The organism is Staphylococcus sp. EG-SA-15 (assembly GCF_017151895.1).
Classification (GTDB): Bacteria; Bacillota; Bacilli; order Staphylococcales; family Staphylococcaceae; genus Staphylococcus; species Staphylococcus aureus.
The window spans coordinates 1-16,687 of sequence record NZ_JACVZN010000035.1; the positions used below are offsets into that span (position 1 = coordinate 1).

The 16,687-nt window shown below is 30.2% G+C and carries 16 protein-coding genes and 1 pseudogene; 2 read left to right on the forward strand and 15 right to left on the reverse strand.

The window, feature by feature from the left end; all coding sequences use genetic code 11:
• From IDG64_RS12365 to splD, 4 genes are all read right to left on the reverse strand, one after another.
• On the reverse strand, window positions 1–1,055 hold a 1,055-nt coding region (locus tag IDG64_RS12365), incomplete at its 3' end, for a type I restriction-modification system subunit M (protein WP_206171330.1).
• Between the two features lie 163 nt (window positions 1,056–1,218).
• Window positions 1,219–1,353, reverse strand: coding sequence for a hypothetical protein (locus IDG64_RS12370; protein ID WP_031864490.1), 135 nt, complete (start codon window positions 1,351–1,353; stop codon window positions 1,219–1,221).
• 68 nt (window positions 1,354–1,421) lie between these two features.
• Window positions 1,422–2,141 (reverse strand): serine protease SplF, encoded by a 720-nt coding sequence (splF, locus tag IDG64_RS12375; RefSeq protein WP_001038691.1) that lies wholly within the window; start codon window positions 2,139–2,141, stop codon window positions 1,422–1,424.
• A 157-nt stretch (window positions 2,142–2,298) separates the two neighbouring features.
• A complete protein-coding gene (splD, locus tag IDG64_RS12385) occupies window positions 2,299–3,018 on the reverse strand; it encodes a serine protease SplD (protein WP_001038762.1) in 720 nt (239 codons plus the stop codon).
• Window positions 3,019–3,119: 101 nt separating this feature from the next.
• On the opposite strand from splD, the pseudogene IDG64_RS15210 reads away from it, so the two are divergent.
• Window positions 3,120–3,224: pseudogene (locus tag IDG64_RS15210) on the forward strand (hypothetical protein); the annotation flags it as partial.
• Here the strand turns inward: IDG64_RS15210 and IDG64_RS12390 are convergent.
• The 4 genes from IDG64_RS12390 to splA all read right to left on the reverse strand — a co-directional run bounded on the left by IDG64_RS12390 (window position 3,176) and on the right by splA (window position 6,347).
• Window positions 3,176–3,892 carry a trypsin-like serine peptidase gene (locus tag IDG64_RS12390; protein ID WP_001038756.1) on the reverse strand — a complete coding sequence of 239 codons (717 nt, stop codon included), beginning with the start codon at window positions 3,890–3,892 and terminating at the stop codon, window positions 3,176–3,178. The pseudogene IDG64_RS15210 and the gene IDG64_RS12390 sit on opposite strands and share 49 nt — an antisense overlap.
• Window positions 3,893–4,015: 123 nt before the next feature.
• The gene (splC, locus tag IDG64_RS12395; protein ID WP_001038868.1) at window positions 4,016–4,735 is read right to left on the reverse strand and encodes a serine protease SplC; all 720 of its coding nucleotides are present in this window, start codon (window positions 4,733–4,735) and stop codon (window positions 4,016–4,018) included.
• A gap of 57 nt (window positions 4,736–4,792) precedes the next feature.
• Window positions 4,793–5,515 (reverse strand): serine protease SplB, encoded by a 723-nt coding sequence (gene splB / locus IDG64_RS12400; RefSeq protein WP_001039446.1) that lies wholly within the window; start codon window positions 5,513–5,515, stop codon window positions 4,793–4,795.
• A 124-nt stretch (window positions 5,516–5,639) separates the two neighbouring features.
• Window positions 5,640–6,347, reverse strand: a complete 708-nt coding sequence (splA, locus tag IDG64_RS12405) for a serine protease SplA (RefSeq protein ID WP_001039428.1) — start codon at window positions 6,345–6,347, stop codon at window positions 5,640–5,642.
• Window positions 6,348–7,310: 963 nt separating this feature from the next.
• On the opposite strand from splA, the gene IDG64_RS12410 reads away from it, so the two are divergent.
• Window positions 7,311–7,874 carry a DUF4888 domain-containing protein gene (locus tag IDG64_RS12410; protein WP_001092772.1) on the forward strand — a complete coding sequence of 188 codons (564 nt, stop codon included), beginning with the start codon at window positions 7,311–7,313 and terminating at the stop codon, window positions 7,872–7,874.
• A gap of 487 nt (window positions 7,875–8,361) precedes the next feature.
• On the opposite strand, the gene IDG64_RS12415 is transcribed toward IDG64_RS12410, so the two are convergent.
• Genes IDG64_RS12415 through IDG64_RS12445 form a run of 7 tightly spaced genes read right to left on the reverse strand, consistent with a single transcriptional unit; the run spans window position 8,362 to window position 16,677 of the window.
• Complete coding sequence (locus IDG64_RS12415; protein WP_000586138.1) at window positions 8,362–9,060, reverse strand: BsaG family lantibiotic immunity ABC transporter permease subunit; 699 nt, start codon at window positions 9,058–9,060, stop codon at window positions 8,362–8,364.
• Window positions 9,057–9,818 carry a lantibiotic immunity ABC transporter MutE/EpiE family permease subunit gene (locus IDG64_RS12420; protein WP_000581552.1) on the reverse strand — a complete coding sequence of 254 codons (762 nt, stop codon included), beginning with the start codon at window positions 9,816–9,818 and terminating at the stop codon, window positions 9,057–9,059. The genes IDG64_RS12415 and IDG64_RS12420 overlap by 4 nt, the downstream gene beginning before the upstream one ends.
• A complete protein-coding gene (locus IDG64_RS12425) occupies window positions 9,815–10,507 on the reverse strand; it encodes a lantibiotic protection ABC transporter ATP-binding subunit (RefSeq protein ID WP_001096791.1) in 693 nt (230 codons plus the stop codon). The genes IDG64_RS12420 and IDG64_RS12425 overlap by 4 nt, the downstream gene beginning before the upstream one ends.
• 22 nt (window positions 10,508–10,529) lie before the next feature.
• Window positions 10,530–11,903: a S8 family peptidase gene (locus IDG64_RS12430; protein WP_000691542.1), complete on the reverse strand. Its 1,374-nt coding sequence runs from the start codon at window positions 11,901–11,903 to the stop codon at window positions 10,530–10,532.
• Between the two features lie 9 nt (window positions 11,904–11,912).
• Window positions 11,913–12,431 (reverse strand): flavoprotein, encoded by a 519-nt coding sequence (locus tag IDG64_RS12435; RefSeq protein WP_000504439.1) that lies wholly within the window; start codon window positions 12,429–12,431, stop codon window positions 11,913–11,915.
• A 15-nt stretch (window positions 12,432–12,446) separates the two neighbouring features.
• Complete coding sequence (locus IDG64_RS12440; RefSeq protein WP_000566596.1) at window positions 12,447–13,691, reverse strand: lanthionine synthetase C family protein; 1,245 nt, start codon at window positions 13,689–13,691, stop codon at window positions 12,447–12,449.
• Window positions 13,684–16,677: a lantibiotic dehydratase gene (locus IDG64_RS12445; RefSeq protein ID WP_206171331.1), complete on the reverse strand. Its 2,994-nt coding sequence runs from the start codon at window positions 16,675–16,677 to the stop codon at window positions 13,684–13,686. Before IDG64_RS12445 ends, IDG64_RS12440 begins: the two co-directional genes overlap by 8 nt.
• Window positions 16,678–16,687: the final 10 nt, after the last annotated feature.

The following is a 16,687-nucleotide window of genomic DNA, read 5'->3' on the forward strand; positions in this document are numbered from 1 at the left end:
ACTGCCATGGTACCTTCATCGTCTAGGTAATGTACCATGTGTTGAATAAAGGCAAAGTCTGCTTTGGATTTTGGCGCAAGCTTGCCGTAACCACTGAATCGTTCATCATTTTCAAATTTTGAATCTGCTGTCCATTTCGCACTGTATGGTGGGTTCGCAATAACCGCATCAAATGTATTGCCTAAAAAGGCTGGATTTTCCAATGTGTCATCATTACGGATCTCGAAGTTCTCATAACGCACATCATGTAATAACATATTCATGCGTGCTAAGTTGTATGTAGTATTGTTACGTTCTTGTCCGAAATAACGATACACTTGCGTTTCTTTACCAACACGTAACAGTAATGAACCTGAACCACATGTTGGATCATATACGTGACGTAATTTATCTTTACCGTCTGTGACAATCTTCGCCAGTATCTTAGATACTTGTTGTGGTGTATAAAACTCGCCTGCTTTTTTACCCGCTGTCGCCGCAAAGCGCCCGATAAGGAATTCGTATGCATCACCTAACATATCAATTTCCATGTCACTGTGAACGAATGGTAAGTCGTCAAGATTAACCATAACTTTGGAAATTAACGCAGTACGTTCTTTGACATTGTTACCTAAACGTGTTGAACTCAAATCCATATCGCTGAACAGTCCGATAAAGTCATTTTCACTTTCTTCACCTAGTGTTGATGTTTCAACTTTACGAATTGCCGTCGTCAGGTGTTCGATATCGAAATCTTGCGTTTCAATTTCACGAATCATCGCGCTGAATAAATCTTGTGGCTCAATGAAGTAACCGACTTGATCAATTAATTCTGCTTTTAAATCTTCACGATATTCTTCATCTGCCCATGCTTCTTGATACGTAATATCTTCACCTGCCAAGGCATCTGCATATTCTTGTTCAGCTTTTTCAGATAAGAAGCGATAGAAAATCAAGCCTAAAATGTAATTACGGAATTCACTCGCATCCATGTTCCCTCTTAAATCATTCGCAATCGACCATAATTTTTTATGTAATTCAGCTTGTTGCTGACGTTGTTTTTCAGTAATAGACATGTGATTCCTCCGCCTTTGAATAAGTAATTTATCTCTTTGTGTAATAGATTTATTATAACATTTGGTTATGTTGCGATGTTGATAATTTGGATGTTGGTGGTGGAAATTTTTAGTTTTAGTGGCGCAATTGTCATTGAAAAATTTTATAGAAATGTTGTAGCTTTCAAATGCTTTCAAAATCATTTATATTCTTAATGATGTCAAAAAGTTGTTCATTCATACATAAATAAAACCAATCAACAATTGAGTTGGTGAAAATCAATCGTTGATTGGCATTGATGCATATTAAATAATGCAATATATATATATTAATAAATGTTAGTTATAGCATATTTTGTCAGGATTGGGTGAATGTCTAAGTTTTAATTATTTATCTAAATTATCTGTAATGAATTTCTTAATTTCAGGAGAGAAATAAACAGCGAATCCTCTTGTGCTTTCACCTGATGGCTTATTACCTGCATAGATTACACCAATAGCTTCGTGTTTACTATTTAATATAGGTGAACCAGAGCTACCAGGCTGAATAATTGCATCCGATGTCACTATATTCCCATTCACTGATAGTACTTTACCAGTTGATTCATACATTTGTAGTTTATTTCCATTAGGATTTGGATAACCAATGACTGATATAGGTTCATTTTCTTTAGCTTCTGATGCTATATTAAATTTACTAGTGAAATCTTTGAATTTTCTACCTTTTGGTTGTGTTGATTTTTCTTCAACTTGTACAACCGCAATATCTTCTTTACCAGGATAATCTACAATCTTAGTAACTTTATAAAGTCCACCACCGTTATTATAAAAACCATTAGGATGTGCTTTGATTTCATCACCGACTTTCATGTGATAGGTAACATGTTTATTGGTAATGATTGTATGATTTCCAACTACAAATCCTGTTCCAGCGCCCATCCATGTAACACCACTGTATGGTGCAACATTTGTATTTGTAATTTGTTTAACAGTATTTTCGGCTTTGGCTGTTTGTTGAATACCTTCAACCATTGTTGTGCCGACACCAGTTATTGATGTTAAAATCGTCAATGCTGCAATACTTTTGATGATTATATTTTTATTCATTTTTCTGCTCCTCTAAGTATTTGTATTAATATAAGGTTAGGTTTTTGAAGTTTTATTTTTTAAATCATTTCGAATAAATAGAATCACAGAGATGTTTAAAATTGTTGATTTTGTTGTTAATTTCTAAAAATCATTTATCAATGTATGGATGGATGATTTATTTATCTAAATTATCTGCAATAAATTTCTTAATTTCAGGAGAGAAATAAACAGCAAATGACCTTGTACTTTCACCTGTTGGTTTATCACTAGCATACATAACACCAATTGTTTCTCGCTTACTATTTAATATAGGTGAACCAGAGCTGCCAGGTTGGACAACCGCATCAGATGTCACTATATTTCCATTCACTGATAGTACTTTACCAGTTGATTCATACATTTGTAGTTTATTTCCATTAGGATTTGGATAACCAATGACTGATATAGGTTCATTTTCTTTAGCTTCTGATGCTATTTTAAATTTGCTAGTGAAATCTTTGAATTTTCTACCTTTTGGTTGTGTTGATTTTTCTTCAACTTGTACAACCGCAATATCTTCTTTTCCAGGATAATCTACAATTTTAGTAACTTTATAGAGTCCACCACCGTTATTATAAAAACCATTAGGATGTGCTTTGATTTCATCACCGACTTTCATGTGATAAGTAACATGTTTATTGGTAATGATTGTATGATTTCCAACTACAAAGCCTGTTCCTGCGCCCATCCATGTAACACCACTGTATGGTGCAACATTCGTATTGGTAATTAATTTCACACTATTTTCGGCTTTAGCCGTTTGTTGAATACCCTCAACCACTGTTGTGCCGACGCCAGTCACTGATGTTAAAATCGTCAATGCCGCAATACTTTTGATGATTATATTTTTATTCATTTTTCTGCTCCTCTAAATATTCGTATAAATATAAGGTTAGGTTTTTGAAGTTTTATTTTTTAAATCATTTCGAATAAATAGAATCACAGAGATGTTTAAAATTGTTGATTTTGTTGTTAATTTCTAAAAATCATTTATCAATGTATGGATGGATGATTTATTTTGCTATGTTATCTGTGATGAATTTCTTAATTTCAGTCGTTAAATATACGCTGTATGACTCTTTTTTAGAATGACCAATTTGGTCTCCACTATATAAAACGCCCACAACTTCATTTTTATTGTTAAAGACTGGTGACCCTGAATTGCCACCTTCAGCAAATGCATCTGATACTAATTTATCTCCATTAATTGATAGTACTGTTCCTGTTGATTGATACATATGATGTTTATTTTTATATGGAGCTGGATATCCAACAATAGCAATTCTTTCATTCGCTTTAACTTCTGATGTCAGCGTTAGGATTTCAGTATTTTCACCAAACTTTTTATTTTTTGGGTAAACTGAATCTTCTTCAACTTGAACAATAGCTAAATCTGCCGAGCCTGTATATGGGATAACTTTTTTTACTTTATAGTATCCACCTGTATCATTTTCGCCATTCGGGTGGGCAAGAACAGTACTGCCTACTTGAACATCTTTCGCGACATGTCTATTTGTTAAAATGGTATTTTTACCTACTACAAAACCTGTACCTGCACCTACTCTTAATATGCCTTTGTATGGCGAAATACTAGTATTCGTTATCTTCGTCACATTATGTTCAGCTTTGGCTGTTTGTTGAATACCATCAACCACTGTTGTGCCGACGCCAGTCACTGATGTTAAAATCGTCAATGCCGCAATACTTTTGATGATTATATTTTTATTCATTTTTCTGCTCCTCTGTTTATTCATGATGCTTTTGATATAGACGTTTGCTTTTTATGTTATATTCGACCGATGTTTTTCATTAAAATTATTGAACACATGCTCATGGTGTATATTTAAATTTGTTTAATGTTCAATGTGTTTTTGAATAAAATCTTTGATTTGAGGCGTAAAGTATACGGCACCATTATATTCAGAACCAATTTTTCCAATACCGCCATACACCACACCTATGACCTCATTGTTAGAATTTAGAACTGGTGATCCTGAATTCCCGGGTTCAATGTATGCATCAAAATTTAAAATATTGTCTTTGATTCTTTTTATAGTTCCTGTAGATTCAAACTGTTTAAAACTATTTTGAGCAGGTAATGAGTAACCAATAACTTTAATTTTGTCATCAACTTTAGCATCTTTCGCAAAATTGAATGCTTGGACATTTTCATTAAAATTAAAGCCTTTTGGTCCACGTTCGACTGCTTGTTCTTCAATATTCATGACAGAGATGTCTTCATCACCCGGATAATCAGAAATGCTTTTAATTTTATATATACCACCATTTCCTTTGTCACCGTTTGGATGGGCAGTAATTCTATCGCCAACTTTATAATCTTTTGATACATGTTTATTGGTGATAATTGTATTTTTTCCAATTACAAAACCTGTCGCATCTTTAAATGAAACGACGCCATTATATGGAAAAATATTTGTATCTTTAACTTGCGTAACATTCTTCTCTGCATTTGCTATTTGTTGTGTCTCTTCAACGACTGCAGCATTTATTCCAGTTACTGAGGTTAGAATGGCTAATGCTGCCATGCTTTTAATGACTATATTTTTATTCATTTTCAAGCTCCTTTACAATTCGAGATATGTTGCAACGCTCGTTTAAAGTCAATTTGTTTATTTATCTATGTTTTCTGCAATGAATTTTTTAATTTCTGGTGTAAAGTAGACGCCATATGCATTTCTGTTATCATCATTTTTTACATCAGAAGCAAAATGAATACCAACTAATTCGTTGTTGCTGTTTAATACAGGTGATCCAGAGTTTCCGCTTTCAGTATGCGCTGAATATACAATACTGCTACCTTCTACTGACATCACAGGGCCAGTTGACTCATATAAAACATATTTATTTTTGTATGGGTGTGGATAACCAATCACTTTAATTCGCTCACCAGCTTTAGCCCCTGCCGCATATTTGAATGGCGTTACATTATCATTAAAATTAAAGCCTTTTGGTCCACGTTCTATTGCACGCTCTTCAACTTGAATGACTGATACATCTTCTTTACCTGGATAATTAATAATCTTTTTAATCGAATAAATACCACCATTACCTTTATCACTATTTGGATGTGCAGTAATACGATCGCCCACTTTGTAATTTTTCGACACATGTTTATTTGTTAAAATAGTATTCTTTCCAACTACAAATCCAGTTGCACTTTTAAAAGCAACTACACCAGTATATGGAAAAATATTAGTATCTTGAATTTTTGTGACATTATTTTCTGCTTTGGCAGTTTGTTGAACTTCCTCAACCAATGTTGTTCCAATACCTGTTACAGATGTTAAAATTGTTAATGCTGCTAAACTCTTGATGACTACGTTTTTGTTCATTTTAAGTTCCTCTTTTTTAATTATTTTGATATCTAGATACATAATTCAGTATATTTAGTTAATTATGTAACCGTTTTCTTAACCATTTTTTAAAAAATCAACTTCACGAATGAATTGATGATACTTATTTTTCAATATTATTTTGAATAAATTCTTTTAATTGTGGTGTGAAATAAACACCGAAATTCTTTTCAGATTCATCTTTTCCACTACCTGCATATAAAATACCAATCAGTTCATGTTTAGAATTCAATACAGGAGATCCTGAATTACCTGGTTGTGCATACGCATCAAATTCCATAAACGTTCCACTGATATGGTTAATCGTTCCTGTCGATTCAAACATTTTATATTTTGTTTGTGCACCCTTTGGATAACCAATAACAGAAATTCTATCTTTCGCTTTTGCTCCGTCTGCAAATTTTGTATAACTAACGTTCTTATTAAAATTCAAACCTTCTGTACTTGTTTCATGAACATGAACTATCGCAAGGTCTTCTTTTCCGGGATATTCTACAATGTCTTTAACGTCGTAGTTTCCTCCGCCTTTACCTTTACTCGAATGATGTGCTGATACTCTATTTTTAAAAATATCATTACTTTTAGCGATATGTTTGTTAGTTACGATTGTATTTTTACCAACAACTACACCAGTACCACCCGCAAATGCTACCACTGAATTGTATGGTGCCTTAGTTGCATCGGTAATTTCTTTGACATTCTTTTCTGCTTTGGCAATTGAATGAGGCTGATTAGAAATATTTTCAGCGAAACCAAGAGATGTTAAAATAGTTAAAGCAGTTAAACCTTTAACCATTACATTTTTATTCATATTTTACCTCCTTCCAAATTTATTTTTATAGTTAATGTATCTAGATACACATTTACTATATACATTTTATATAAAAATATTAATTAAATATTAATTAACTACTTATTAACATTTTATTAAATAATTATACATGAATTGACTCATTTGTTTAAATATGCTTAAAACTCAATATCACGCAATTAAAATTGACTTTTTAGGATTATTTTGGTCTTAAATATTAATTATTGAATTAAAATTGTAATATTTATTCGGAAATTAGGTAATTGAAAATATATGGCGGAATGGTGAACAATTCATGTATTTAAAATCTTTCACTTTATTATGTATTGTGTTTAACAATATTATTAGCGATTAGTTCCCCTATTATTTATGACAATATGCAGTCAATCAATGAAACATGTATGTATGAGTATATTTGGAACTAGTAATGTATTGTTAATTATTGAAGATGATTGAATTATGGAATTTTTTTCGAGATATGTTATTTCGGGGATCAGATTTTGCGATTTCGCCTTGGATAGAGTAGTTGCGATTTGTAAATACGTTTTTCAGGTTCGATTCAATTTCGTTGTTAAGATAATATGGATTAGTTTCACTGACATGTTGATGCATGTCTTTTTTGTTCTGATAAAGTATAAAATGTTTACTTAACATTACTTAGTATGACACCTGCTAATTCAAACATTATTTGAGACATTCTTTTCAAATTAATTATAAATTTTTACCTATAGACTAGTTTGATATTTATCTACATCTCAAAATTCTCATCAACAATCTTTCACATCCAACATTTTTACTTTAGTTTTTATAATTCAAAACAACAAAACTATGTTAAAAAAATATTCTATTTTTTAGTTAATAGATAGTTAATACATTTTTGATATTTAGTTAATTGTTCTTTTAAAAAAATATTATTATATTTGCATTGTAAACGTTTACAATATAAAAAAAGGAGCAATTAAAATGAATACAAAATTTTTAGGTAAAACATTAGTAGCAAGTGCTTTAGTATTAACAACATTAGGAACAGGCTTACATTCTTCATACTTAGGATTAGATACAAATAAAGTTGTTAAAACAGCTAAAGCAGAAGAAAAAACAAATACAGTGATTTGGCAAGGAGTTAAAAAGTCACTAATAGATTCAAATATAATTAGTGGCAACCAAGGAGAAACCGTAAAAATATCTTTTTTACTAAATAATGGACAATCCACAAGTATAGAATCTACTGCAAATCATGACAGTTTTACTAATACTTCAAATAATTTTTCTAAACTCACTCAAATTGATATAAAAAAAGAAAACATTCCTGGTGATGATTTTAATACGACTGTAGACGCAAATAATACATGGAAAAACTTAACTTCCAGCCTAGTATCTAATGGATTAGCAGAGAAAGGTCAAACAGTTAGTATTTACAGCAAAGATACAAGTACAGTAATTACCGCTAAAATTGGTGAAGACTTCAATGATCATAAAGGCTTTTACTTAAATAAAAGAGACATCAATAAAATCACAATTGAATAAACCTTAAATTCAAATTTCCTTAATTTATAAAACATTAATAACTAACCCTTTCTTACAAACCACCTAGCCCATAATATATTAAAACGTCATTTTTATTTCAAATAGCGGAAAATAAAAAAACCATTCCGCATTAACTTTGGCAAGTTGGAATGGTTAAAAAAATATTTTAGAAGCCAGCGTTTGGCTTGCTTTGACGACATGTTCGCGCATGTCGTCTTGTTTTTACATTTATATAATAACACGCAATTCAATAAAATGTCTAATCAATAAACCTCAATTACATTCAAATTCAAAAACTTTTCACCTAATATTCATCGCTTAAATAAACATTACGTTTAATTAACCAGACATTGTCAATCGCGTCTAATACCCCTGCTGTCCGAAAACAAAATTATTTTGTATTCATATTTAACTGTTCACTTTCCTCCCTTTTCAACGCAACTAAATTTCTTTTACCGTTAGCGCCCCAATCTTTAATCTTTAATCTTTAATCTTTAATTGTTCTACCGCTCCATTTATTGAATCCTTTAAAGAGTAAAACTGCCAATAGCAACGTGATAATAATATAGATTACCATTGTCATCATCACTGGTATATTTCCTTCAATATACATATATACATAACGCGTAGCATATGTTATTGGTAAATAGAACCACGAATGATCTCCAAGCACTTCTAATCCAAAATAAACGTTAAATATAAACATTAAAACGCCGACAACAATAGCCAATACATCTTTAATGAAAATACTAAAAATAAAAAGTAGCAGTAATATAATTACATTGAAAAACAATGATACGCCTATAAACATAAGTGTTATTTTCATATCATGTGAATGCCACAATAAATTAATTGATACTAATAGAATACATACGGCTGTAATAGTATAAGTAAAAATCATTGATGCAATTAACCAATTTAACCTATTAGCTTTTCCTAATATATGATTAAAGTGACCAATATTTTCTTCAAAATTGATGACTTGATAGACGTTTATAGAAATTAATAGTGATGTAATTGCATTAAAACTCGCTGTAAACAAACTTATTTGTCGACCATTCCATAAATTTACGTTTAAATACCAATTTATAAATAATATAAACAATATGGTTACAATAATGGGTACAAATGTGAGCGCTTGCTTAGAAAATTTCAATTTACATGACTTTAATTCGTTAATTATCATTTTAATCGCCAACTTTTCTTATTATTTAAAAATGTTACTATCGCGAAAATAATGATGCTAACAATAATCGAAATATATAAGGCATTGAGATCATTAAAGTATTTTGAATTATGGTTTACAACTAAACCATTAGGTAGTATACCAAGCGTAATAAGCGGGATTCTCTGCATTATCCCCCACGGTAACACCCAAAATAAACTCTTCAATGTTAAAAACAAGACACAAATGACTGATAATACTAAGTTTATTAATATTGATACGAACACACCAAAGTATCGAGTTAATAAAAAGTTGAGCGGTATCAATGGTAGAGATACTACATACATCAACAATATTGTCACCAATAACAACATAGCATTAACCGGATGTGGATTAATAATTAGGTCACCTATATAAGCAATAATAAATACTAAAAAGCAATGTACCAAAAATGCTATTGATAAAATGAAAATCTTTGCTCTTATTTCTTTTGTAATCGACCAATTATTACTTAAGTAATAATTAAATGATTTATTTCTCATTTCAATTTTAAATAACGAATTACAAGCCATACATAATACAATCGGGATGAAAGCAATTGGCCAAATATTAAATAGTAAAGTTATATATGGTGACACACTATTCGCTGTTCCCGTATTACTTTTGGCGAATAAGACTGTGAAAATAGCAAAACAAAGAAATACCAGCGGACTTATTAATAAAACATACATACTGAAAGAATTTTTAAATTTGATACCTTCTATCTTTAAATGTATCATTTGTAATCTCCTTTCGTTATTTTGAAGAATATCTCTTCTAAGTTTTCATCTTTGTTATTTCTTTGCTGATATTTTAGCTCACCCTCATGAATAATACCGATATGATCTGCTAAAACTTGGATTTCAGATAAAATGTGACTTGAAATAATAATACTAGTACCTTGTTCTGTTAATAATTTTAGAAGTTCTCTAAGTTCTTGGATTCCATATGGGTCTAAACCATTAGATGGTTCGTCTAATACTAAAATTTCTGGCTTTTTAATTAATGCCATTGCAATTCCAAGTCTTTGTTTCATACCTAAAGAAAAGTCCTTAACCTTTTTCTTTTTATCGACATTTAAATTGACTAAGCTTAAAACACTATTAATTTCGCTGAAATCAACGCTTTCATTTAAACACACAATTTTCAAATTATCTTGTGCACTTAAATGATTATATGTCGCAGGTGTTTCAATAAGCGAACCAACTTTGTGCAAATCATTTCGTGTCATTGGTCTATTATCTAATTTAATTTCCCCTGAATCTTGTTGAAGTATGCCACATATAATTTTCATAAGTGTCGTTTTACCGGCTCCATTAATACCAAGTAATCCATAAACTTCGTTATTTTCTAAAGTGATATTAATATGCTTTAATACATCTTGATTTTTAAACCGCTTCGAAATGTTTTCAGTAACTAATTTTGCCATAATCAAAAACTCCTTTGATTTATTAACTTGCTTTTTGATTTGCTACATTTAATGCTTTATACACATCAAGCTCACCATGCCCATATCTACTAAATGGTTTATTATTCTTAGATGTCCCATGCTGATATAACAATTCAATCGCTTTATCTGGATGTTTTTCAAGATGATATTTATCAATGATTAAAGCTAGTGCTCCCGAAACTTTAGGTGTGGCTAATGAAGTTCCAGCTTGATAAATATATCTTCCGTTATTGGCAGTAGTTAAAATGTTCTCCTTATGCATATACCCTTCATTCATCCATTTATCCACACCGAATTGATTTAAATAAGCAAATGATCCTCCGGGCGCAGCAATATCTGTATAATTCATACCAAAATTGGAAAACTCAGATAGATTACTCTTTTGATCTGTAGATCCTACTGTAACGACATTGTCCATAGATGCAGGAACATCTTTCACTTCGCCATTACCTTGATATTCACGCTGTAATTTTAGTTTCTGTTTGTCATTGACATCAATACCATCATTACCAGCTGCAGCAACAACGATAGATTTTTTCTTCTTGGCGTAATTGATTGCTTTCTGTAACGCATCGTATTCTACTTTTTCATCTTTTCTAAATGTTTGATGGTCATTTTTGTCCAAAATAGTATAACTACCAACACTAATATTAATGACTTGATTTCCATCATTTGCAGCTTGAACAATCGCTTTTGATACCCAAAGCAGTTCTGTTTTTTTACTACCAAACACGCGATACATTGTAAATTTGTTATTCGGTGCAACACCTATTAACTTACCATTAGCACTCGTTTGACCCGACACCATCGTGCCATGTCCTTTCCTATCATTGACATCGTGAACATCACCTGTTTCCTCCGGTTCAGTACCTCTAAAACCGTTTAAAGGTACTAAATTTTTAGAATCAGTCGAGAAATTATTTTTCAAATCGTCATGGTTTTTCATCACACCTGTATCTATGATTGCTATTTTTGTGTTAGCCTGTTTTGGCAAATCATCATACGATGCACCATTATTGGTTATTTTATTCATATCCCATTGTCTTGAAAATAATGACTCATTTGATGTTCTGTCTATTGTTTTCTCGCTAGTAATACAAGTTGAACATGTGGCATTGATATATTTAATATCATTTTTATAGTTTGCTAAAGCATTAGCATGCATTTTCGTCATTTTAATCTGTGCCACATGTAATTCCGGTATATTATAGACAACGTTTAAGGACTTCTTTTTAACTAACTTGTTAAATGTTGCTGTATTTTTGTATTCAACACTGTAATATAGTTCTTCTGACGCTGATGCATTACTCATTGTAATAGATATTAAAAGACTCAATATTATTAAACTAATAATAGCGCGCTTTATGATTTTCATATTCTAATCTCAAATGAATTCCAGAACTTTATATGGTTCAGGTGCGACAACATTCTTTTTAAATGTTTTTGACGCTAATTCATAACTTTCTGAAATATTTGCTGGATATATTGATACACCATAATCTTTTAATAATCGAATATTATTTTGAGTAACTGGATTTTCCCACATTCGTAAATTCATATTTGGAAATATAGAAAGTTTTTCAAAAGCTGTATGACAAATAGTTAATAATAAATTGTCACATATACCATTTGCAATTTTATTAATCGTATTAGAAGTCGCAGGTAAAATAATAATCTTGTCATGTTTATTTGCTATATCTACATGATTTAAAAAAGGGTCTTCAAATTCGTCATAATAGTTATCGCAAAATTGCTTTAATATTTCACCATTAATAAACTTTCTACCGTTTGTTGACGCGATTACATTTACTTCATCAAATTTTGATTTTAATTCAATAATATAGTGGCTAATATTGATACTATTAACTGAGCCACACAAACAAATCAATACATTTTCTCCCATGATATACGCCTCCATTCAGCTAATTAAAAACGCATTGGTCCAATTTTTTTCATTGAGAATTTTTGTATTTTTCAGTGTCATCAATGTTAGATAGACCCCTAATTCACCTTCTAAAAGGCCAACTTTCCTACTTTTAAATACATCTTGCTTATTTTCATTAATGTCTATAAAATTCACCAGATAATCTTCCTTATAATGAGAAATCAGTTTATTTATTAATACAGTGATATAATCAGACACTTCATTTAATTCAAAATTCAAATTCATAATTGTTAACATTAATATTTGTGATGACAATCCATGACAAATAGTTGGACTTATTAAATTTTCATCTTTATCATTTACTACTTGTAGCATCACTTTTTTAGACATTTTAATTATTTCATCATCTTGTAATGCTTGGCCGATTAAAAACAACGTCGTCATTACACCCGTATTGCCATAACACCAACCATTCCGAATAAAATTGAAATGATTACGTTCAGAAATTAAATCGTAACGCTGCAACCATCTTTCGTGGTTACAAAATTTTTCGTCCATGATAAATTTGTACATGTCTTTTAATATGTGCTGATGATTTTCAATCGTAATTCCTTTAATCACGCATAATGCAAATAAAGACATCGGTCCTAGCACTCCATGTGCAAGGCCAAGATTGATATTACCTTCAGTAAAATAATTTTTATCAGACTCTAAAAATTGACTTTCTTGTGGGACTACCCAGCTATTTTTAGAATATTGAATATCTTTAAAGTATACTAATATGCTTTTTAATGCTTTAACATTAAATTCATTCTCATCTACTCTATTTAGCAAATATCTCCCTATCCCAGCTAATCCACTGACAGTATCATAATTTAATGGATTTAATGGTTCTTGTAATATTTGATCAAATTTATTTTCTATTTCATTTACAATGTGACCATCAATATTATTTAAAATATTTTGATAATTTTTGCCATTTTGCGATGCTAAATCCATTGAAAATGCAATACCTGAAAGTCCACCAAACAAAGAATTGTTATATTGACCACTCTGTAAATATGGTGCTAATTTCATGATGTACTTATGCACAATTTGCTCAGTATTAATATCGAAAACTTTTTGATAAGCATCTAAAAACAAAATGATACCTGGTATACCATGTGATAAAGTTGAAGGTTCAAAATAATCGGTTTCAGTAGATGCTTTTGAAATGAAATCATCTACTTCTGAAATCTCTTGAAACTTCTTCTTCAATATTAGATTCATATCAATCATTTTTGTCACCACACCAATGCTTTTGAGTTTTAACAATTTCTTTTACAATAGATAAAACAAATGTTTCTTGATCCTTATCAATGCCAAATATTCGATTGCAGCGCATATGAATTAAGCTGCCAATAATCCTTGACCTTTTAGTAGTTAAAGTTTTTTTAAGCCCTTCATTTAATTTGCTCAAAATTTGGTTGCCATCTTTTAAAATTCGATAAATACCACTATAGTGTTTAGCCATATATTCAAAATTATTAGCAGGATTACATATAGTTACAAGTTCATTTTTAAAAGGTCTAATATCTTTACTTTTAAATGATGTAGGTACATAGTTATTAACAATTTCCATACGCTCTTCATTAGAAATTGAAAACATCTCAAATAAATACATTATTGAAATAGCAACAATATATGGTCGATCAAACTTAAAATCATTTTCAATAATATTGACAGCTAAATTCGTGTCATATTCAAAGAAGGCTTCTATTTCATTAATCGTGTTCTTTCCACCATATCTAAAAAATTCTGGCTCGTATGATACAAATTCATAATCTGAAACTTCTGTCGTTTGTCGAACATGTGGTAACCAATTCTTCAAGATGCTGTATATTTCTGCGTAATTTTCGTCATTCCTGAATAACCTCAACTTTAAAATGTCACCTTGTTTGATATAACGCATTAAAAAATATTGATCTATATCTCCCTTATCTTTAAGATGTTTTACAAATGGATACAAATTGTCGATGATAAATGTATCTTGCGATGGCTTATCGATATGAATATGTAATGCAAACCAGTCTTTGTCATATTCAATATCTGTATTTTTATATTTTGGAATTTCGATTTCGGGTCCACGATAAGATGATTTTTTATAAATTGGTGTAACAATTTCATACACATGATCATTCTTTGATTGAGGTGAAAATGATTCTACTAAACGTACACGTTTATGCTTCTTATATTCTTTCATCAATAAATATCTATGATTAGCTAATGATAAATTTAGTAGAAGCTTGTTATCTCCATAAACTAAATTCACGATATTAGGTATATTGAATTGTTCTTGATATTTCAAAAATTGTTGATCCCATTCTTCATTTTTAGGTAAAGGTAATACCATCTCGTTAATTTTCCAATATGCTGGTTTAAGAATGACATTTTTATATCTGATTCGTGGTGAATAACTAAATGAATCAATACTCACATCATTCATAGGTTCAATGCATTTCACAGATTCCATTGAAATTTCTCGTAACAATCGATATAAATTACATTCTTTTAAAAAGTTATACATATTGTTTGATTCAAATAGTACCCTTTTATTTAGTTGGCTAGAATATAAATATAATTTGTTAAAGGTAGCACCAACATAAATATCATCTAAGGTAAGCTCATACTTTGAATAACTATTACTACTTCCTAAATTCAATGAATATTCGTATGAGTCATGATTAGTTAATACATTATGATTTCTCGGATATTTCGGTATGTTATTTATAGAAATCATTTCTACATTGTCATCACATATCATCTTCTGATAATAATGTCCTTTTTCATGTTCTAATTTTGCTAAAGTTTCAGTATCAATTAAATGATGAAATCGCCCAAATGTAGCGCCAGCATTAAAAGACGCCGTTAAAGGACTAATAACAATGATCTCATTGTACTGATTGTAAAAACGTCCTAAATAAAGTTCAGCATAAACATCTGCACTCATTGGCGCATGATAATGATTGATTTCATTATCGTTAATCAATGACTCTACATCTTTTTCATTTATGACTATCTCATCGTTATTTCTCAAGGCATGTAAAAATTTTTGCTTAAGCATTACAATATTATTTCCATCGGTTTCTTCTTCTTGAAAAATTGTTGTCCCGAAACCTGTTATATCTGAAATCAAATCTTTAATATTCACGAGTTGTTCAAATCCATACTTTTCAATAAAACGGTTGTGAAGAACTTTCAAATCTGTGAATCCAATATTATTTCTTGATAAAAGCCACAATAAGTACGCTGCTTCAGATATATTTGTTGCTATATCTTGATGTAAATAATTGTTAATCATGTCAATTTTGGTATCAATTTGAAGATAGTTTTTACATTTGAATAGTGCCTTCATATGATGAATAATGTCTTTATATAATTCCTCGCCAAATCCAATTTCAGTTTTTTCATAAGCTAATATCAATTTCTGGATTTCTCTAATTTTTTTCACAAAATCATCATTATGTAAAGAAAGTTTATTTAAAATATAATTTAAATTATCGCTATATGATAACGGTGGTCTGATTGTTGAATATATAATTTCCTTTGAGACAAGATTATGGATATATACTTTCACTTTAGTAATATCATTAATTTCAAATTCTTGATTTATCTTTTCAGCTAAATTTGAAAAAGTAATATTATTATTCGTCACAGTGGTTTTGATGAATACGAGTAATTCGCTATTTTTAATGGAAAAAGATGTATCTTTATTGTTGTTTAAATAAATAGCACTTTGTTCATTTAAATATATTCGATCATTGATAATATGTGCTTTACTATTCCAAATAACTTTCAAATTTTGATAATATTCATCAATACTCTCAATATAACTAACCAGTTTATACAACCATTCGCCATCGACTTTCACATATTTTTGAATACTATTTCCAACTTTAAGACGTGTTGGTTCATTTACAAAATGCCCCAAATTAATACCACTTAATAATCCAAATGGAGTTGGACGTGTTGACATTCTAATTAAATATTTTAATAAACTTTCTTTAGCATCTCTAACCTTCTTGTTATCGCCATCAAAATTTATTTCTTGTAAAGTACAATATAAGTTAAATGTTGTTGTTAGGATTGATTCTTTCATCTGAGCATTTAATTGTAAGTCGCTATATTTAATTTGTTCAGTATTTAAAAATAAATTGAAAAATTCAACTGATAATAAAGGTGTTCTAATCATACAAATACTTGACGGTTCGTAAATAGTGTTCATTTGTAAGCAC

Coding starts and splice junctions, on each gene's coding strand:
- splC (WP_001038868.1), bottom strand. CDS start 4,735: ATGAATAAAAATATAGTCATTAAAAGCATGGCAGCATTAGCCATTCTA.
- splB (WP_001039446.1), bottom strand. CDS start 5,515: ATGAACAAAAACGTAGTCATCAAGAGTTTAGCAGCATTAACAATTTTA.
- IDG64_RS12420 (WP_000581552.1), bottom strand. CDS start 9,818: ATGATACATTTAAAGATAGAAGGTATCAAATTTAAAAATTCTTTCAGT.
- splD (WP_001038762.1), bottom strand. CDS start 3,018: ATGAATAAAAATATAATCATCAAAAGTATTGCGGCATTGACGATTTTA.
- IDG64_RS12440 (WP_000566596.1), bottom strand. CDS start 13,691: ATGATTGATATGAATCTAATATTGAAGAAGAAGTTTCAAGAGATTTCA.
- IDG64_RS12410 (WP_001092772.1), top strand. CDS start 7,311: ATGAATACAAAATTTTTAGGTAAAACATTAGTAGCAAGTGCTTTAGTA.
- IDG64_RS12445 (WP_206171331.1), bottom strand. CDS start 16,677: ATGAACACTATTTACGAACCGTCAAGTATTTGTATGATTAGAACACCT.
- IDG64_RS12430 (WP_000691542.1), bottom strand. CDS start 11,903: ATGAAAATCATAAAGCGCGCTATTATTAGTTTAATAATATTGAGTCTT.
- IDG64_RS12435 (WP_000504439.1), bottom strand. CDS start 12,431: ATGGGAGAAAATGTATTGATTTGTTTGTGTGGCTCAGTTAATAGTATC.
- splA (WP_001039428.1), bottom strand. CDS start 6,347: ATGAATAAAAATGTAATGGTTAAAGGTTTAACTGCTTTAACTATTTTA.
- IDG64_RS12425 (WP_001096791.1), bottom strand. CDS start 10,507: ATGGCAAAATTAGTTACTGAAAACATTTCGAAGCGGTTTAAAAATCAA.
- splF (WP_001038691.1), bottom strand. CDS start 2,141: ATGAATAAAAATATAATCATCAAAAGTATTGCAGCATTGACGATTTTA.
- IDG64_RS12415 (WP_000586138.1), bottom strand. CDS start 9,060: ATGATAATTAACGAATTAAAGTCATGTAAATTGAAATTTTCTAAGCAA.
- IDG64_RS12390 (WP_001038756.1), bottom strand. CDS start 3,892: ATGAATAAAAATATAATCATCAAAAGTATTGCGGCATTGACGATTTTA.